The sequence below is a fragment of the Streptomyces microflavus genome (assembly GCF_014650075.1).
GTDB classification, from domain to species: Bacteria; Actinomycetota; Actinomycetes; order Streptomycetales; family Streptomycetaceae; genus Streptomyces; species Streptomyces microflavus.
This window is the reverse complement of the sequence record NZ_BMUG01000001.1, coordinates 138,710-153,027: the sequence shown is the minus strand read 5'-3', so window position 1 is coordinate 153,027 and position 14,318 is coordinate 138,710. Positions and strand designations below refer to the sequence as shown.

The 14,318-nt window shown below is 69.4% G+C and carries 15 protein-coding genes, 1 tRNA gene and 1 riboswitch; of the genes, 8 read left to right on the top strand and 8 right to left on the bottom strand.

Features of this window, described 5'->3' with window-relative positions; genetic code table 11:
- Positions 1–77: 77 nt before the first annotated feature.
- Positions 78–2,468, top strand: a complete 2,391-nt coding sequence (locus IE264_RS00635; RefSeq protein WP_032759992.1) for a transglycosylase domain-containing protein — start codon at positions 78–80, stop codon at positions 2,466–2,468.
- Between the two features lies 1 nt (position 2,469).
- Here the strand turns inward: IE264_RS00635 and IE264_RS00630 are convergent, their stop codons facing one another.
- From IE264_RS00630 to IE264_RS00620, 3 genes are all read right to left on the bottom strand, one after another.
- Positions 2,470–2,790 (bottom strand): DMT family transporter, encoded by a 321-nt coding sequence (locus tag IE264_RS00630; RefSeq protein ID WP_015608805.1) that lies wholly within the window; start codon positions 2,788–2,790, stop codon positions 2,470–2,472.
- 37 nt (positions 2,791–2,827) lie between these two features.
- Positions 2,828–2,886: riboswitch (guanidine-III (ykkC-III) riboswitch) on the bottom strand.
- A 56-nt stretch (positions 2,887–2,942) separates the two neighbouring features.
- The gene (locus tag IE264_RS00625; protein ID WP_043974418.1) at positions 2,943–3,245 is read right to left on the bottom strand and encodes a GroES family chaperonin; all 303 of its coding nucleotides are present in this window, start codon (positions 3,243–3,245) and stop codon (positions 2,943–2,945) included.
- Positions 3,246–3,381: 136 nt separating this feature from the next.
- Positions 3,382–3,696 carry a DUF3618 domain-containing protein gene (locus tag IE264_RS00620; RefSeq protein WP_015608807.1) on the bottom strand — a complete coding sequence of 105 codons (315 nt, stop codon included), beginning with the start codon at positions 3,694–3,696 and terminating at the stop codon, positions 3,382–3,384.
- 131 nt (positions 3,697–3,827) lie between these two features.
- Between IE264_RS00620 and bcp the strand changes: the two genes are divergently transcribed.
- The 4 genes from bcp (at position 3,828) to IE264_RS00600 (ending at position 7,268) form a co-directional block, all read left to right on the top strand.
- The gene (gene bcp / locus IE264_RS00615) at positions 3,828–4,295 is read left to right on the top strand and encodes a thioredoxin-dependent thiol peroxidase (RefSeq protein ID WP_015608808.1); all 468 of its coding nucleotides are present in this window, start codon (positions 3,828–3,830) and stop codon (positions 4,293–4,295) included.
- A 238-nt stretch (positions 4,296–4,533) separates the two neighbouring features.
- A complete protein-coding gene (gene proP, locus IE264_RS00610; protein WP_015608809.1) occupies positions 4,534–6,030 on the top strand; it encodes a glycine betaine/L-proline transporter ProP in 1,497 nt (498 codons plus the stop codon).
- A gap of 107 nt (positions 6,031–6,137) precedes the next feature.
- The gene (locus tag IE264_RS00605) at positions 6,138–7,142 is read left to right on the top strand and encodes an HNH endonuclease signature motif containing protein (RefSeq protein ID WP_032759993.1); all 1,005 of its coding nucleotides are present in this window, start codon (positions 6,138–6,140) and stop codon (positions 7,140–7,142) included.
- Between the two features lie 42 nt (positions 7,143–7,184).
- Positions 7,185–7,268: transfer RNA gene (locus tag IE264_RS00600), tRNA-Leu, on the top strand.
- 62 nt (positions 7,269–7,330) lie between these two features.
- Here IE264_RS00600 and rdgB read toward each other — a convergent pair.
- From rdgB to IE264_RS00580, 4 genes are all read right to left on the bottom strand, one after another.
- Positions 7,331–7,933, bottom strand: coding sequence for an RdgB/HAM1 family non-canonical purine NTP pyrophosphatase (rdgB, locus tag IE264_RS00595; protein ID WP_032759994.1), 603 nt, complete (start codon positions 7,931–7,933; stop codon positions 7,331–7,333).
- Positions 7,934–8,018: 85 nt separating this feature from the next.
- Positions 8,019–8,408, bottom strand: coding sequence for a hypothetical protein (locus tag IE264_RS00590; protein WP_015608812.1), 390 nt, complete (start codon positions 8,406–8,408; stop codon positions 8,019–8,021).
- Between the two features lie 123 nt (positions 8,409–8,531).
- Positions 8,532–9,269: a ribonuclease PH gene (gene rph, locus IE264_RS00585; RefSeq protein ID WP_015608813.1), complete on the bottom strand. Its 738-nt coding sequence runs from the start codon at positions 9,267–9,269 to the stop codon at positions 8,532–8,534.
- A gap of 180 nt (positions 9,270–9,449) precedes the next feature.
- Positions 9,450–9,710 carry a PTS sugar transporter subunit IIB gene (locus IE264_RS00580; protein ID WP_256963024.1) on the bottom strand — a complete coding sequence of 87 codons (261 nt, stop codon included), beginning with the start codon at positions 9,708–9,710 and terminating at the stop codon, positions 9,450–9,452.
- 195 nt (positions 9,711–9,905) lie between these two features.
- On the opposite strand from IE264_RS00580, the gene IE264_RS00575 reads away from it, so the two are divergent.
- Both IE264_RS00575 and IE264_RS00570 read left to right on the top strand, forming a co-directional pair.
- Positions 9,906–11,165, top strand: coding sequence for a PTS transporter subunit EIIC (locus tag IE264_RS00575; RefSeq protein ID WP_032761078.1), 1,260 nt, complete (start codon positions 9,906–9,908; stop codon positions 11,163–11,165).
- A 257-nt stretch (positions 11,166–11,422) separates the two neighbouring features.
- Positions 11,423–12,688: a PTS transporter subunit EIIC gene (locus IE264_RS00570; RefSeq protein ID WP_032761076.1), complete on the top strand. Its 1,266-nt coding sequence runs from the start codon at positions 11,423–11,425 to the stop codon at positions 12,686–12,688.
- Between the two features lie 93 nt (positions 12,689–12,781).
- On the opposite strand, the gene IE264_RS00565 is transcribed toward IE264_RS00570, so the two are convergent.
- Entirely contained in the window at positions 12,782–13,534 is a 753-nt protein-coding gene (locus IE264_RS00565; protein WP_015608817.1) for an MBL fold metallo-hydrolase, read from the bottom strand.
- Between the two features lie 249 nt (positions 13,535–13,783).
- Between IE264_RS00565 and IE264_RS00560 the strand changes: the two genes are divergently transcribed.
- Positions 13,784–14,287, top strand: a complete 504-nt coding sequence (locus IE264_RS00560; RefSeq protein ID WP_015608818.1) for a type II toxin-antitoxin system PemK/MazF family toxin — start codon at positions 13,784–13,786, stop codon at positions 14,285–14,287.
- Positions 14,288–14,318 lie beyond the last annotated feature (31 nt).

Below are 14,318 nucleotides of genomic sequence, written 5' to 3'. Positions count from 1 at the left end.
CGGAGGATGATACGAGGGTTTCCCGGCGAAACGGGCACTATGGGAGCACCGACCGCACCCGAGGAGCCCCCACCGACATGAGCGACGAGCCACAGCACTGGGCCCCTCGGGACCCCTCAGCCGCCTCCGCGAGCCCCGGGGACGACGAGGGCGCGCAGGGAGCGCAGGGGAAGGCACCGGGCAGGAAGGGGCGCACGAAGCGCCCCAAGCGGACCGGTTGGCGCCGCCTCTTCCCCACCTGGCGGATGCTCCTCGGGACCGTCCTGGTCGCCGCCCTCCTGCTCGGCGGCGGGTTCTTCGCCGGCTACCAGCTCGTCGGCATCCCGGCCGCCAACGCCGGAGCCGACGCGCAGTCCAACGTCTACCTCTACAAGGACGGCAGCGTCCTGGCCCGCGACGGCGAGGTGAACCGGGAGAAGATCAAGCTCTCCCAGGTGCCCCGGACCGTCCAGCAGGCCGTGCTGGCCGCCGAGGACCGCGACTTCTACTCCCAGCCCGCCGTCGACGTGAAGGCCATGTTCCGGGCCGGCTGGAACACCGCGACCGGCAAGGGCAAGCAGGGCGGCTCCACCATCACCCAGCAGTACGTCAAGAACTACTACCTCGGCCAGGAGCGGACCGTCGTCCGCAAGGCCAAGGAGTTCTTCATCGCCATCAAGCTCAACCGCGAGCAGAGCAAGGACCAGATCTTCGAGGGCTACCTCAACACCAGCTACTTCGGGCGCAACGCGTACGGCATCCAGGCCGCCGCCCAGGCGTACTACGGCAAGAACGTCGAGGACCTCACCACCGCCGAGGGCGCGTACCTCGCCTCCCTGCTGAACGCGCCCAGCCAGTACGACGTCGTCGCCCACCCCGACAACAAGCCCGCCGCCCTGAACCGCTGGAACTACGTCCTTGACGGCATGGTCAAGGAGGGCTGGCTCGACTCCGGGGAACGGTCGACGACCGAGTTCCCCGTACCCGGCGAGGCCAAGCCCTCCACCGGCCTCTCCGGCCAGCGCGGCTACCTGGTGCAGGCCGTCGAGGAGTACCTCACCGGCAACGGGATCATCGACGCGAAGACCCTCGCCACCGGCGGCCACCGCATCACCACCACCCTCGACAAGAAGAAGCAGGACGCCTTCGTCGCAGCGGTCAAGGACAACGTGATGAAGAAGCGGAGCGGGGACCGCGAGGCCGACAAGAACGTGCGCGTCGGAGGCGCCTCCATCGTCCCGGAGACCGGCGAGGTCGTCGCGATGTACGGCGGCGTCGACTACACGAAGCAGTACGTCAACAACGCCACCCGGCGCGACTACCAGGTCGGCTCCACCTTCAAGCCGTTCGTCTTCACCTCCGCCGTCGCCAACGACTCCACCACCCTGGACGGGCGGCGCATCACCCCCGAGACGTACTACGACGGCACCAACAAGCGGACCGTCCAGGGCCCGCAGGGCTCCACCGGATACGAGCCCGCCAACGAGGACGACGTCGACTACGGGCAGATCACCGTCCGCACCGCCACCGACAAGTCCGTCAACTCCGTCTACGCGCAGATGGCCCAGGACGTCGGCCCCGACAAGGTCCGCGAGACCGCACTCGCCCTCGGCATCCCGAAGACCACCCCCGACCTCACCGCCTCCCCCTCCATCGCGCTCGGCCCCGCCACCGCCAGCGTCCTGGACCTCACCGAGGCGTACGCGACCCTCGCCAACCACGGCAGGCACAGCGCGTACACCCTCGTCGAGAAGATCACCAAGGACGGTACGGAGATCGAGCTGCCCGACCGGAAGACGGAACAGACCGTCACCCGCGAGGCCGCCGACACCACCACCGCCCTCCTCCGCTCCGTCGTCGAGGGCGGCACCGGCTCCGCCGCCCAGGCAGCGGGCCGCCCCGCCGTCGGCAAGACCGGCACCGCCGAGGAGGACAAGGCCGCCTGGTTCGCCGGATACACCCCCGACCTCGCGACCGTCGTCGCCGTGATGGGCCAGGACCCCGAATCCGGTGTCCAGACCCCGCTGTACGGAGCCCTCGGCCTGGACCGCGTCAACGGCGGCGGAGTCCCCGCCGAGACCTGGGCCGCCTACACGGAGGCCGCCCTGCGCTCCTCCCCGGCCCAGGAGTTCGACCTCGAAACGGCCCCCGGCTCGGACGAGCCGCAGGAGCCGGGCGACGAGGAGACCGGAACCACCGAACCGGTCACCCCGGACGACTCCCCCACCGGCACCTCCCCCAGCGCCCCGACCGCCACCACCCCCTCGGCCCCCGCCTCGTCCACCCCGCCGAGCAGCGACACCGGAACCGGCGCCACCGGCGGCACGACAGGAGGCACGGACGGGGGAACGACCGGGGACACCGGCGACGGCGGAACAGGCGACGACACCGGGGGCGGCACCGGCGGAGGCACCGACGACGGGGGTACGGGAGCCCTGGGCGGCGGCTTCATCGAAGGGGTCCGCGGCACCCGCGACCCGGCCGGCTGACTCAGTGCCCGGACGTCGCCTTCAGCCCCACCACCGCGACCAGCAGCAGACAGACGAAGAAGATCCGGGCGGCGGTCACCGGCTCGTTCAGCACGACCATGCCCAGGATCGCCGCACCGGCAGCACCGATACCGACCCACACGCCGTACGCCGTACCGATCGGCAGCGTCTTCGCCGCATGCGACAGCAGCACCATGCTCGCCACGATCCCGAGGCCGGTGAACACGCTCGGCCACAGCCGGGTGAACCCCTCGGTGTACTTCATCCCGATCGACCAGCCCACTTCGAGCAGACCGGCGACGAGCAACAGAACCCAGGCCATGACAGGCACCTCCGACGAAACCACGCGAACAGAAACGGGTGCGTCGTCTTTGCCAACCCGGTACGGCGCGTCTCGTCGGGGTGGTTCCACCGTAGCAAAAAACAGGGAAAGGGCCTGGTGACCATGGTCACCAGGCCCTCTCGCCATGGGTCCTAGAGATACAGCCCGGTCGAGTCCACCGAACCCTCGAACCGGTCCGCCGCCACCGCGTGCAGATCGCGCTCCCGCATCAGCACGTACGCCACGCCCCGCACCTCGACCTCGGCACGGTCCTCGGGGTCGTACAGCACCCGGTCGCCGGGCTCCACCGTCCGCACGTTCTGACCGACCGCGACGACCACCGCCCAGGCGAGCCGCCGGCCCACCGCCGCCGTCGCCGGGATCAGGATGCCGCCGCCGGAACGCCGCTCGCCCTCGGCGGTGTCGTTCCGCACCAGGACACGGTCGTGCAGCATGCGGATGGGCAGCTTGTCATCGTCGTGGCCGCCGCCGCGCGTGATGTCGTGGGTTCTGTCGCTCACGCCCGCAACCTACCGTCACCGCCCCGGCGCGCACGCCTGAGGGGCCCGTGCGCCTCCCGGGGGAGACCGGTCACGTGCGGCGCTTCGAGAGGGTGAGCAGGCCCACCACACCCACCACGAGCAGCGCGGCGGGAATCACCCGCTCCAGCCGCGGCGAGCCGTCCGCCGCGACGAACTGCGCCTTCACCTGTGACACCGAACGATTCACCGCGACGAACGCGCGGCCGGCGGTCCGGTCCACGGTCTGGGCCGCCTTGGCCTTCGCATCGCCGATGATCGTCTTCGGGTGTACCCGCACCCCGATCTCGTCGAGCACCACAGCGAGCTGCTCACGCCTGCTGATGATGTCCGCCTCGATCTGCGCAGGGGTCCTGGCATCCGACACTGCGCCGCCTCCGTGGTCGTCTCTCCGGTAAACCTTCATCGACAGTCTGTCAGCTCGAACCCCCGCGCACCCGGCGGCACCCCTATTACGCTCGGTCCCGTCCGACCCGCGCACCACCCGAGGAGAACCACATGAGCGAGCGACTCAAGCCCGGCGACCCCGCCCCCGCCTTCACCCTTCCCGACGCCGACGGCAACGAGGTCTCGCTCGCGGACCACAAGGGCCGCAAGGTCATCGTCTACTTCTACCCGGCAGCTCTTACCCCCGGCTGCACCAAGCAGGCCTGCGACTTCACGGACAATCTCGATCTCCTCGCGGGCGCCGGGTACGACGTCATCGGCGTCTCCCCCGACAAGCCGGAGAAGCTCGCGAAGTTCCGCGAGCAGGAGAACCTCAAGGTCACGCTGGTCGGCGACCCGTCGAAGGAGACGCTGGAGGCGTACGGCGCCTTCGGCGAGAAGAAGCTCTACGGCAAAGTGGTGACGGGCGTCATCCGCTCCACCGTCGTCGTCGACGAGGACGGCAAGGTCGAGCACGCCTTCTACAACGTCAAGGCGACCGGACACGTGGCGAAGATCATCCGAGACCTGGGCATCTGACCTCCGGCCCACCCGGCCCGCCCCGGCCGCCCCGGATGGGCCATCGGGGCGGCCGGGCCGGGCGGGCCTCCGCTCCGGGTGCCGGGGGGTGCCCAGCCCGTACGGCTACCCCGGGGCAGCCCCGGAACGATGTCGAGAACATGTGAGGGACATCGCATCCGGCCAAGAAGTCGGTTTGCGACCGCCACGACCGCGCAGAAGCCTTTCCTGGAACACCCTCCGAGGAAAGGAACCGGCCATGGCGGCCCCCGACCCCCACAAGGCGGCCGACCCCGAAGCGGTCAAGCGCCACCCCACGCTCTTCCGGGCGGTCCGCAAGCGGAGGAACCCCAAGCTCCGCCGCACGGACATCACCGTCACGGACGACGCGGCGGTGAAGCGCGCCGTGAAAGCCGCATCGCTGGGCAACGCCATGGAGTGGTTCGACTTCGGCATCTACTCCTACCTGGCCGTCACCATCGGACACGTGTTCTTCCCGTCCGGGAACGAGACGACACAGCTCCTCTCCTCCTTCGCGACCTTCGCGGTGGCCTTCCTCGTACGGCCGCTCGGCGGCATGTTCTTCGGCCCGATGGGTGACAAGGTCGGCCGGAAGAAGGTCCTCGCGCTGACGATGATCCTGATGGCGGTCGGCACGTTCGCCATCGGCCTGATCCCCTCGCACGGGACGATCGGCGTCTGGGCCGCGGTCCTGCTGATCTTCTTCCGGATGCTCCAGGGCTTCTCCACGGGCGGTGAGTACGGCGGCGCGTCCACGTTCATCGCCGAGTACGCCCCCGACAAGCGCCGCGGCTTCTTCGGCAGCTTCCTGGAGTTCGGCACCCTGGCGGGGTACGTCGGCGCGGCGGGCCTCGTGACGGCCCTCTACGCCCTCCTGAACGACGCGCAGATGGAGTCCTGGGGGTGGAGGATCCCGTTCCTCGTCGCGGGCCCGCTGGGCCTGGTCGGCCTCTACCTGCGACTGCGCCTGGACGAGACCCCGGCCTTCCAGAAACTGGAGGGCGGCACGGCCCACGCGAGCGAGGCGGCGGACGGCGTCGAGTCGACCGCCAAGGGCGACCTCGCCAAGATCTTCCGGGAGTACTGGCCGACGCTGATCCTCTGCATCTGCCTGGTCGGCGCGTACAACATCACCGACTACATGCTGCTGTCGTACATGCCGACGTACCTCTCCGACGAGCTCGGCTACAGCGAGACGCACGGCCTGCTGATCCTGCTGGCGGTGATGGTGTTCCTGATGCTGATCATCAGCCAGGTGGGCAAGCTCTCCGACCGTTTCGGCCGCAAACCGCTCCTGATGACGGGCATGCTCGGCTTCCTCTTCCTCTCCCTCCCGGCGTTCCTCCTCATCCGGATCGACGGCATCCTCCCGATCACGGTCGGCATGCTGCTGCTGGGCCTCTCCCTGGTCTGCATGCTCGGCACGATGTCGGCGGCCCTGCCCGCCCTGTTCCCGACGCACGTCCGTTACGGGTCCCTGTCAGTGGGCTACAACCTCTCCGCGTCGATCTTCGGCGGTACGACCCCGCTGGTGATCACGGCCCTGATCAGCTGGACCGGCTCCAACCTGATGCCCGCGTACTACGCGATGGCGGCGGCCCTGGTCGGCGTGGTCTCGGTCGCCTGCATGAAGGAGACCGCCCAACAGCCCCTGGCCGGCTCCCCGCCCTCGGTGGAGACGGACGAGGAGGCGGCGGAACTGGTCCACGCACAGGCGCCTGAGCCGAAGTTCTGACGGCTTGCCTCTTGAGAGCCCCCTCCGGATTGCGGACGTGACCATCCGATAAACGGTTCGTTACTCCGTACGAGGCTGCGAACGCGCGGCCGGAGACGGAGGGGGACATGGGGAACAGCCCGTACACGCGCGAGCTGCTGGAGGAAGCCATAGCCGCATCGGCGAACTGGACCGACCTGATGCGCCGACTCGGGCTGCCGGAGAACGGCGGCAGACGACGCACGCTCCAGCGGAAGGCAGCGGAGTACGAGCTGGACACCTCGCACTTCAAGCAGCGCAGCCCGTGGAAGAAGTACCCGGACTCGGCGATCGCAGCAGCGGTGAAATGCTCCACCTCGCTACGCGAGGTCGTCAACAAACTCGGTGTTCCGCCTGCCAGCGGCACCCTCTCCCACATCGGCCGCCGTATCGCCGCCGCCGGAATCGATGTCAGCCACTTCCCGGGGCTGAACCGCCCGCAGCTGGATCTTCCCTTCACCACCGCTGAGTTACGGGCGGCAGCAGCGTCGGCCGAGAGTATCCGGGGCACAGCGCGCAGTCTGGGGATACCCGACGACGGCCGGTCACGCTCGGCGCTGGCGAGCCTGCTGCGGAGGCGTGGCGTCGGCACCTCACACTTTCGCAACGCGCGCCTGGCGGTACCGGAGGACGCCCTGCGGCATGCGGTTCCCCGGAGCACCAGCTACGCGGACGTCATGCGGGCACTCGGCCTCGAAGTCAACGACACCAATCATCGTCGCGTGCGACGCAAGACTGTTCAGCTGAAGCTCGACACCGGCCACTTCATTCGACGCTCCTGGACGACGCAGCAGGTGCCCGAGCCTCGCGCGATCGCGCCGACCACTCTCGTCGTCAAACCTCCCGGCTCATCCCGCACCAACCGCACACGGCTTCACCGCGCCCTGCAGGAGGTCGGTGTCGCGTACCGCTGTATGTCGTGCGGCAACCCGGGCGAATGGCTGGGACAGTCATTCACGCTCCAGATCGATCACATCAACGGTGACTGGCTGGACAACCGAGCGGAGAACCTCCGCTATCTGTGCCCCAACTGTCATGCGCTGACCGAAACGTGGTGCCGCAAGGGACGCCGTACGAAGTCGATCACCACATAACCCAAAGGGCTGACGCCTTCCCCCTTGTAGACTGCCGGTGACGCGCGAGTGCTGGAATTGGTGAGACAGGCTGGCCTTAGAAGCCAGTGTCCTAGTGGCGTGAGGGTTCGAGTCCCTCCTCGCGCACCCCGTCGAAGGCCCGGCCCGCATGAGATGCGGGCCGGGCCTTGAATGTTGGCGGGGACGCCCTACCCCACCAACTCCCGCACCACCGGCACCAGCGCCCGGAACGCCTTGCCGCGGTGGCTGATCGCGTTCTTCTCCGCCGGGGTGAGCTCCGCGCACGTGCGGGTCTCGCCCTCCGGCTGGAGGATCGGGTCGTAGCCGAAGCCTCCTGTGCCGGACGGGGTGTGGCGCAGGGTGCCGTTCAGGTGGCCCTCGACCACGCGTTCCGTGCCGTCGGGGAGGGCCAGGGCGGCGGCGCAGGCGAAGTACGCGCCGCGGTGGGCGTCCGCGATGTCGCCGAGCTGGGCCAGGAGCAGGTCGAGGTTGGCCTTGTCGTCGCCGTGGGTGCCGGACCAGCGGGCCGAGAAGATGCCGGGGGCGCCGCCGAGGACGTCGACGCAGAGGCCCGAGTCGTCGGCGACAGCGGGGAGGCCGGTGGCGCGGGCCAGGGCGTGGGCCTTGAGGAGCGCGTTCTCGGTGAAGGTGACGCCGGTCTCCTTGACGTCGGGGATGTCCGGGTACGCGTCCGCGCCGACGAGGTCGAGGTCGAGTCCCGCGTCGGCGAGGATGGCGTGCAGTTCGGTGATTTTCCCGGCGTTGCGGGTGGCGAGGATCAGGCGCTTCATGCACCGATTATCGCCGGGCGAGGTGGCCGGCCGGTCCGGCCCCTCGCCCGTGCCCGCCCGGCCGCCTGCCGGCCCGTCACCGTTTCTACGGCGTGCAGACCTTGCCGATCTCCGTCGCCGCGTTCGTCACCGGGGTGATGTCCGGGGTGGCGTCGCCGCTCTCGATGGACTCCCGCACGTTGGTGACGCCCGCCTGGAGGTCGTCGACCGCCTTGGAGAGGTCGGCGTTGTCCGTGGTGTCGTCGAGCTTCTTGAGCTCGCGGTCGATGTCGTCCAGGGCTTCCGATGCCTGGGTGATGTCCTCGGAGGCGCTGGACACGGCCTGCTGGAGGTTGCCGACGCTGGTGGCGATGGCGTCGGCGGTGCGGACGCAGTCGAGGGCCTTGTCGAGCCCTGCGCAGCCCACGGCCGTGGTCAGTGTGAGCACGGCGGCGGCGGTGGCGAGTGCGAGGCGTTGGTGGCGGCGCGAAGCCATGGTGCGGTCCCTCCCCGGGGATCGGTACGCGGACGGGCGCACGGTTCGACCCGTACGCCCGTGCTCGTAACGACGCTCTGTCGTGCGTATTTGGTTGCTTCTTTACCCGGGGAGGGTGAGTCGTTACGCGTTCTGCGTGGTTGCGAGTGCGTCACGCTGGAGTGCGGCGAGGTCCACGCAGCCCGCGGTGGCGAGGTCCAGGAGCGAGCCGAGCTCCTTGCGGTCGAACGGGGCGCCCTCGGCGGTGCCCTGGACCTCGACGAAGCGGCCGTCGCCGGTGCAGACGACGTTCATGTCGGTCTCGGCGCGGACGTCCTCCTCGTAGCAGAGGTCGAGGAGCGGGGTGCCGTCGACGATGCCGACGCTGATCGCGGCGACGGTGTCGGTGAGCGGCTTGCGTCCGGCCTTGACGATCTTCTTGCCCTGGGCCCAGGCGACGGCGTCCGCGAGGGCGACGTACGCGCCGGTGATGGCGGCCGTACGGGTGCCGCCGTCGGCCTGGAGGACGTCGCAGTCCAGGACGATGGTGTTCTCGCCGAGGGCCTTGTAGTCGATGACCGCGCGCAGGGAGCGGCCGATCAGGCGGCTGATCTCGTGGGTGCGTCCGCCGATCTTGCCGCGGACGGCTTCGCGGTCGCCGCGGGTGTTGGTGGAGCGGGGCAGCATGGAGTACTCGGCGGTGACCCAGCCCTCGCCGCTGCCCTTGCGCCAGCGCGGGACGCCTTCGGTGACGGAGGCGGTGCAGAAGACTTTGGTGTCGCCGAAGGAGATGAGGACTGAGCCCTCGGCGTGCTTGCTCCAGCCGCGTTCGATGGTGACGGGGCGGAGCTGTTCGGGGGTTCGGCCGTCGATGCGAGACATGGGGCCGACTTTATCCGTTGGCGGGGGTGGCTCCGTTCGGGTGCCGTGGAGGGGGTGGGGCGGGGGCGGGGCGGGCTTACGGCGGTACGGCGCAGGCCCCGTCACCGGTGGGGTGCGGGGCCTGCGGGTGCGGCCGTCCCCCAGGGGGGCGGCCGTGGTGTCCGGCGGGGTGTCAGCCGGTCACATCATGTCTTCGATGTCGGCGGCGATGGGGTCCGCGTCGGTGCCGATGACGACCTGGATCGCGGTGCCCATCTTGACCACGCCGTGGGCGCCGGCGGCCTTGAGGGCGGCTTCGTCGACCTTGCTGGCGTCGTGGACCTCGGTGCGGAGGCGGGTGATGCAGCCTTCGATCTCGTCGATGTTCTCGATGCCGCCGAGCCCGGCGACGATCTTCTCAGCCTTGGTGGCCATGTCCTTCTCCCTGGTTTTCGCGTGCAGACGGGCCGCCCGCTGCGGGTCCGTTTCGTCACGGTAACGCACGGTTGGCCCAACTTCGCGGGCGGGTAACCGGACTATCACCAAAGATGACGATCACCGGTGCCCTGACTTCGGGGCGGGCCCCGGACCGTGACGCAACTGGTCTACACCAGTTTCCAACGACCGCCAAACGAGGCTTGTTCCGGAAGGATGCCGATGAGTTCGAGCGCCGCTGCGGCACCGCAGCCAAAATGGTGGAACGGGCCGGTCCAGGGCTTGCAGAAGGTCGGCCGCAGCCTCCAGCTCCCGGTGGCCGTCCTCCCGGCGGCCGGTCTGCTCGTCAGCCTCGGGAACCTGTTCGCCTCCTACCTGCACGGCGCCTTCTGGGAGAAGACCTCCCTGGTGCTGCTCAACGGCGGCACCGCGATCCTCGACGGCCAGGTCGGCCTGCCGCTCCTCTTCTGCATCGGCGTGGCCATCGGCTTCGCGAAGAAGGCCGACGGCTCAACCGCGCTCGCGGCCGTGGTCGGCTTCCTGGTCTACCGGGGCGTCCTCGGGGCGTTCCCCATGGACGGCACCGTGACGGACGAGCTGCCCGCCGGTGAGCCGCAGAACCCCGGGGTCCTCGGCGGCATCCTGATCGGCCTGCTGACCGCGGTGGTCTGGCAGCGCTACCACCGCACCAAGCTGGTGGACTGGCTCGGCTTCTTCAACGGCCGGCGCCTGGTGCCGATCCTGATGGCGTTCCTCTGCGTGATCCTGGGCGTGCTGTTCGGGCTGCTGTGGCAGCCGGTGGGTGACGGGCTGACCTGGTTCTCCAAGCAGCTCATCGACCTCGGCTCGTGGGGCGCGGCGATCTTCGGCTTCGCGAACCGGCTGCTGATCCCGATCGGCATGCACCAGTTCCTGAACACGTTCTTCTGGTTCCAGGCAGGCGAGTTCACCGGGGCGGACGGCGCGACCGTCCAGGGCGACATCTCCCGGTTCTTCGCCGAGGACCCGTCGGCCGGGCAGTTCACCTCGGGCTTCTTCCCGATCATGATGTTCGGCCTCCCCGCGGCCGCCCTGGCCATCACCCACACCGCGCGGCCCGAGCGCCGCAAGGAGGTGGGCGGGCTGATGGTGTCGGTGGCGCTGACGTCGTTCGTCACGGGCGTGACCGAGCCGATCGAGTTCTCGTTCATGTTCGTCGCACCGCTGCTGTACGGCGCGCACGCGGTGCTCACCGGCGCCTCGATGGGCATCACCTGGCTGCTGGGGGTGCATGCCGGGTTCAGCTTCTCGGCCGGGTTGATCGACTACGTCGTCAACTGGCATCTCGATACGAAACCCTGGCTGATCATCCCGATCGGCGCGTGCTTCGCGGTGATCTACTACGTGGTCTTCCGCTTCGCTATCACCAAGTTCGACCTCAAGACTCCGGGGCGCGAACCGGAGGAGATCGAGAGGGAGATCGAGAAGGACCTCACGAAGTAGCAGGTCGGCCGGGTTTCGCCCCGGTCGCGCAAGGCCCTCGGACCGCCCGGTCCGGGGGCCTTCGGCATGTCACCGAACGTGCCGGATCTACTACCGCGAATCAGGAGGGAATTGCAGGTTCCTTATCTAACCCTCACCGTGCTAAAACTGGTCTACACCACTGAGTGGTCCAGACCACGGCTGTCTGCCGCGTCTGTCGAGTCGCCGCCTCCCCGCATCAATGACCCGGGCGGCACCGTGCCCCATGGAGGATGTTGATGACCACGGCTGAGACCGCACCCGCGGCCGAGAAGAAGAAGGGCGCCGGCGCGATGGCCGTCATGCAGCGCATCGGCCGCAGCCTCATGCTGCCGGTCGCCGTGCTGCCGGCTGCCGCGCTCCTGGTACGCCTCGGCAACGGCGACATGCTGGGCCGCGAATCGTTCCCGACCTTCATCACGAAGCTCGCGAGCTACATGGCCGCGGGCGGTGGCGCCATCCTCGACAACATGCCGCTGCTGTTCGCCGTCGGCATCGCCATCGGCTTCGCGAAGAAGTCGGACGGCTCGACCGCGCTGGCCGCCGTCACCGGTTACCTCGTCTTCCAGAAGGTGCTCGCCACCTTCACGGACGGCAACCTGCCCCAGGTCGCGAGCGTGGCCGACGGCAAGATCGTGATGAGCGACGCCCCCGTCAACGCCGGTGTACTCGGCGGTGTCGTGATGGGCATAGTCGTGGCCCTGCTGTACCAGAAGTTCTACCGGACGAAGCTGCCCGACTGGGCGGGCTTCTTCAGCGGCCGCCGCCTGGTCCCGATCCTCTCCGCCTTCGCGGGTCTGCTCATCGGTATCGTCTTCGGTCTGATCTGGCCGGTCCTCGGCGCCGGTCTGCACAACTTCGGTGAGTGGCTCGTCGGCTCCGGCGCGGTCGGCGCGGGCATCTTCGGTGTCGCCAACCGTGCGCTGATCCCGGTCGGCATGCACCACCTGCTGAACTCCTTCCCGTGGTTCCAGGCGGGCGAGTACAACGGCGCCCACGGTGACATCGCCCGCTTCCTCGCCGGTGACCCGGAGGCCGGACAGTTCATGACCGGCTTCTTCCCGATCATGATGTTCGCCCTCCCGGCGGCCTGCCTCGCGATCGTCCACTGTGCCCGCCCCGAGCGCCGCAAGGTCGTCGGCGGCATGATGTTCTCCCTGGCGCTGACCTCGTTCGTCACCGGTGTGACCGAGCCGATCGAGTTCACGTTCATGTTCATCGCCCCGGTGCTGTACGCGATCCACGCGGTGCTGACCGGTGTGTCGATGGCCCTGACCTGGGCGCTCGGCATGAAGGACGGCTTCGGCTTCTCCGCCGGTCTGGTCGACTTCCTGCTGAACCTCGGCATCGCGTCGAAGCCCTGGCTGCTGGTCCTGGTCGGCCTCTGCTTCGCGGTGGTCTACTACGTGGTCTTCCGCTTCGCGATCACCAAGTTCAACCTCCCGACCCCGGGCCGGGAGTCGGACGAGGAGCTCGCCGAGCTGCAGAAGGCCGAGGCGAAGTAGCCTCAGCCGTACCTGCACCTGCACCCGTACACACGGAACCCCCGCCCTCCCTCCCGGAAGGCGGGGGTTCCGTCGTACTCGGAACGCAGAAACTCAGAACTCGTACACCGCTCCCGGCACGGCCAGTTCCACCGGGCCCGGGTAGACCGTCCGCGCGTCGGCGAGGTTGCGGTCCGCGTCCGTCCACGGCGGGATGTGGGTCAGGACGAGCCGGCGTACGTCGGCCCGGGCGGCGGCCTCGCCCGCCTCGCGGCCGTTGAGGTGCAGGTCGGGGATGTCTTCCTTGCCGTCGACGAACGACGCCTCGCAGAGGAACAGGTCCGCGTCCCGCGCCAGCTCCTCCAGGGCGTCGCAGGTTCCCGTGTCCCCGGAGTAGGCGAGGGTGGAGCCGCCGTGCTCGATCCGGATGCCGAAGGTGTCGACGGGGTGGCAGAGCTTCTCCGTACGGACCGAGAAGGGGCCGATCTCGAAGGAGCCCGCCTTGAGCGTGTGGAAGTCGAAGACCTCGCTCATCGCCTGCTCGGAGGGGGTGTCGGCATGGGCGGTGGTCAGACGCTGCTCGGTGCCCTCGGGTCCGTAGACCGGAAGGGGGACGGGGCGGGCGCCGTCGTGGCGGTAGTAGCGCACGACGAAGTACGCGCACATGTCGATGCAGTGATCGGCGTGGAGGTGGCTGAGGAAGATCGCGTCGAGGTCGTAGAGACCGACGTGGCGCTGCAGCTCGCCGAGGGCGCCGTTGCCCATGTCGAGGAGCAGCCGGAAGCCGTCGGCCTCTACGAGGTAGCTCGAGCATGCCGAACCCGGGGACGGGAACGAGCCGGAGCAGCCGACGACGGTGAGCTTCATGGAGCGTGAACCTCCGAGACGTGGGAACGGGGAGGGTTCGTGCGGAAGGGGTCGTGCAATTCCTGCCGGAACGTTTTGCGGTTTGTCGAGCGTAAGGCGCAAAACTCCGCGTCGCTCCTCTGCCGCCTGCCGTTGTGGGGGAACTCACCTGCTCTGTCACCGGTTCGATGGAAGCGCGCCCACGGTGGGGCCCGGGCGCGGCGTCCTGGCGCGGGAGGGGTGCCCGCCGGCCGCCGGTACGGTCGGGGGATGGACATGTTCTGGTGGGTGGCGCTGGTCGCCGTGGTTCTGCTGGCCCTCGTCGCCGCGGTGGTGGACGGGCGGGGGCGCTCGGACCGGGGGCCCCGGTCCCGGCGGCCCCGGCAGCCGGAGGGGTCGACCCGGCCGCCGTCACGGCCGTCCGGCCCGGCGGGGCGCGGGGACGGGCGTACGCCGCGGGCGGGTGAGGTGTGGTGGGCCGATGTGCCGTACGAGGACGGGCCCGGGTCCAAGGACCGGCCGTGCCTGGTCCTCTCCGTACGGGGGCGGGGCCGGGGGCGCACGGCCGTCGTCGCCAAGATCACCAGCAAGCATCACGAGGAGCGGCCCGGGGTGATCGCGCTGCCCGCGGGGACGGTGGGGGATCAGCGGGGGCGGCAGAGCTTCCTGGAGACGGATGAGCTGCGTGAGGTCCGGATCGGGGGGTTCCGGCGGAGGGTGGGGACTGTGGATGCGGAGCTGTGGGAGCGGGTGCGGGGGTTGGGGGCGGGGTGAGGGGCGGGGCCTTTCGGGGCGCTGCCCCGGG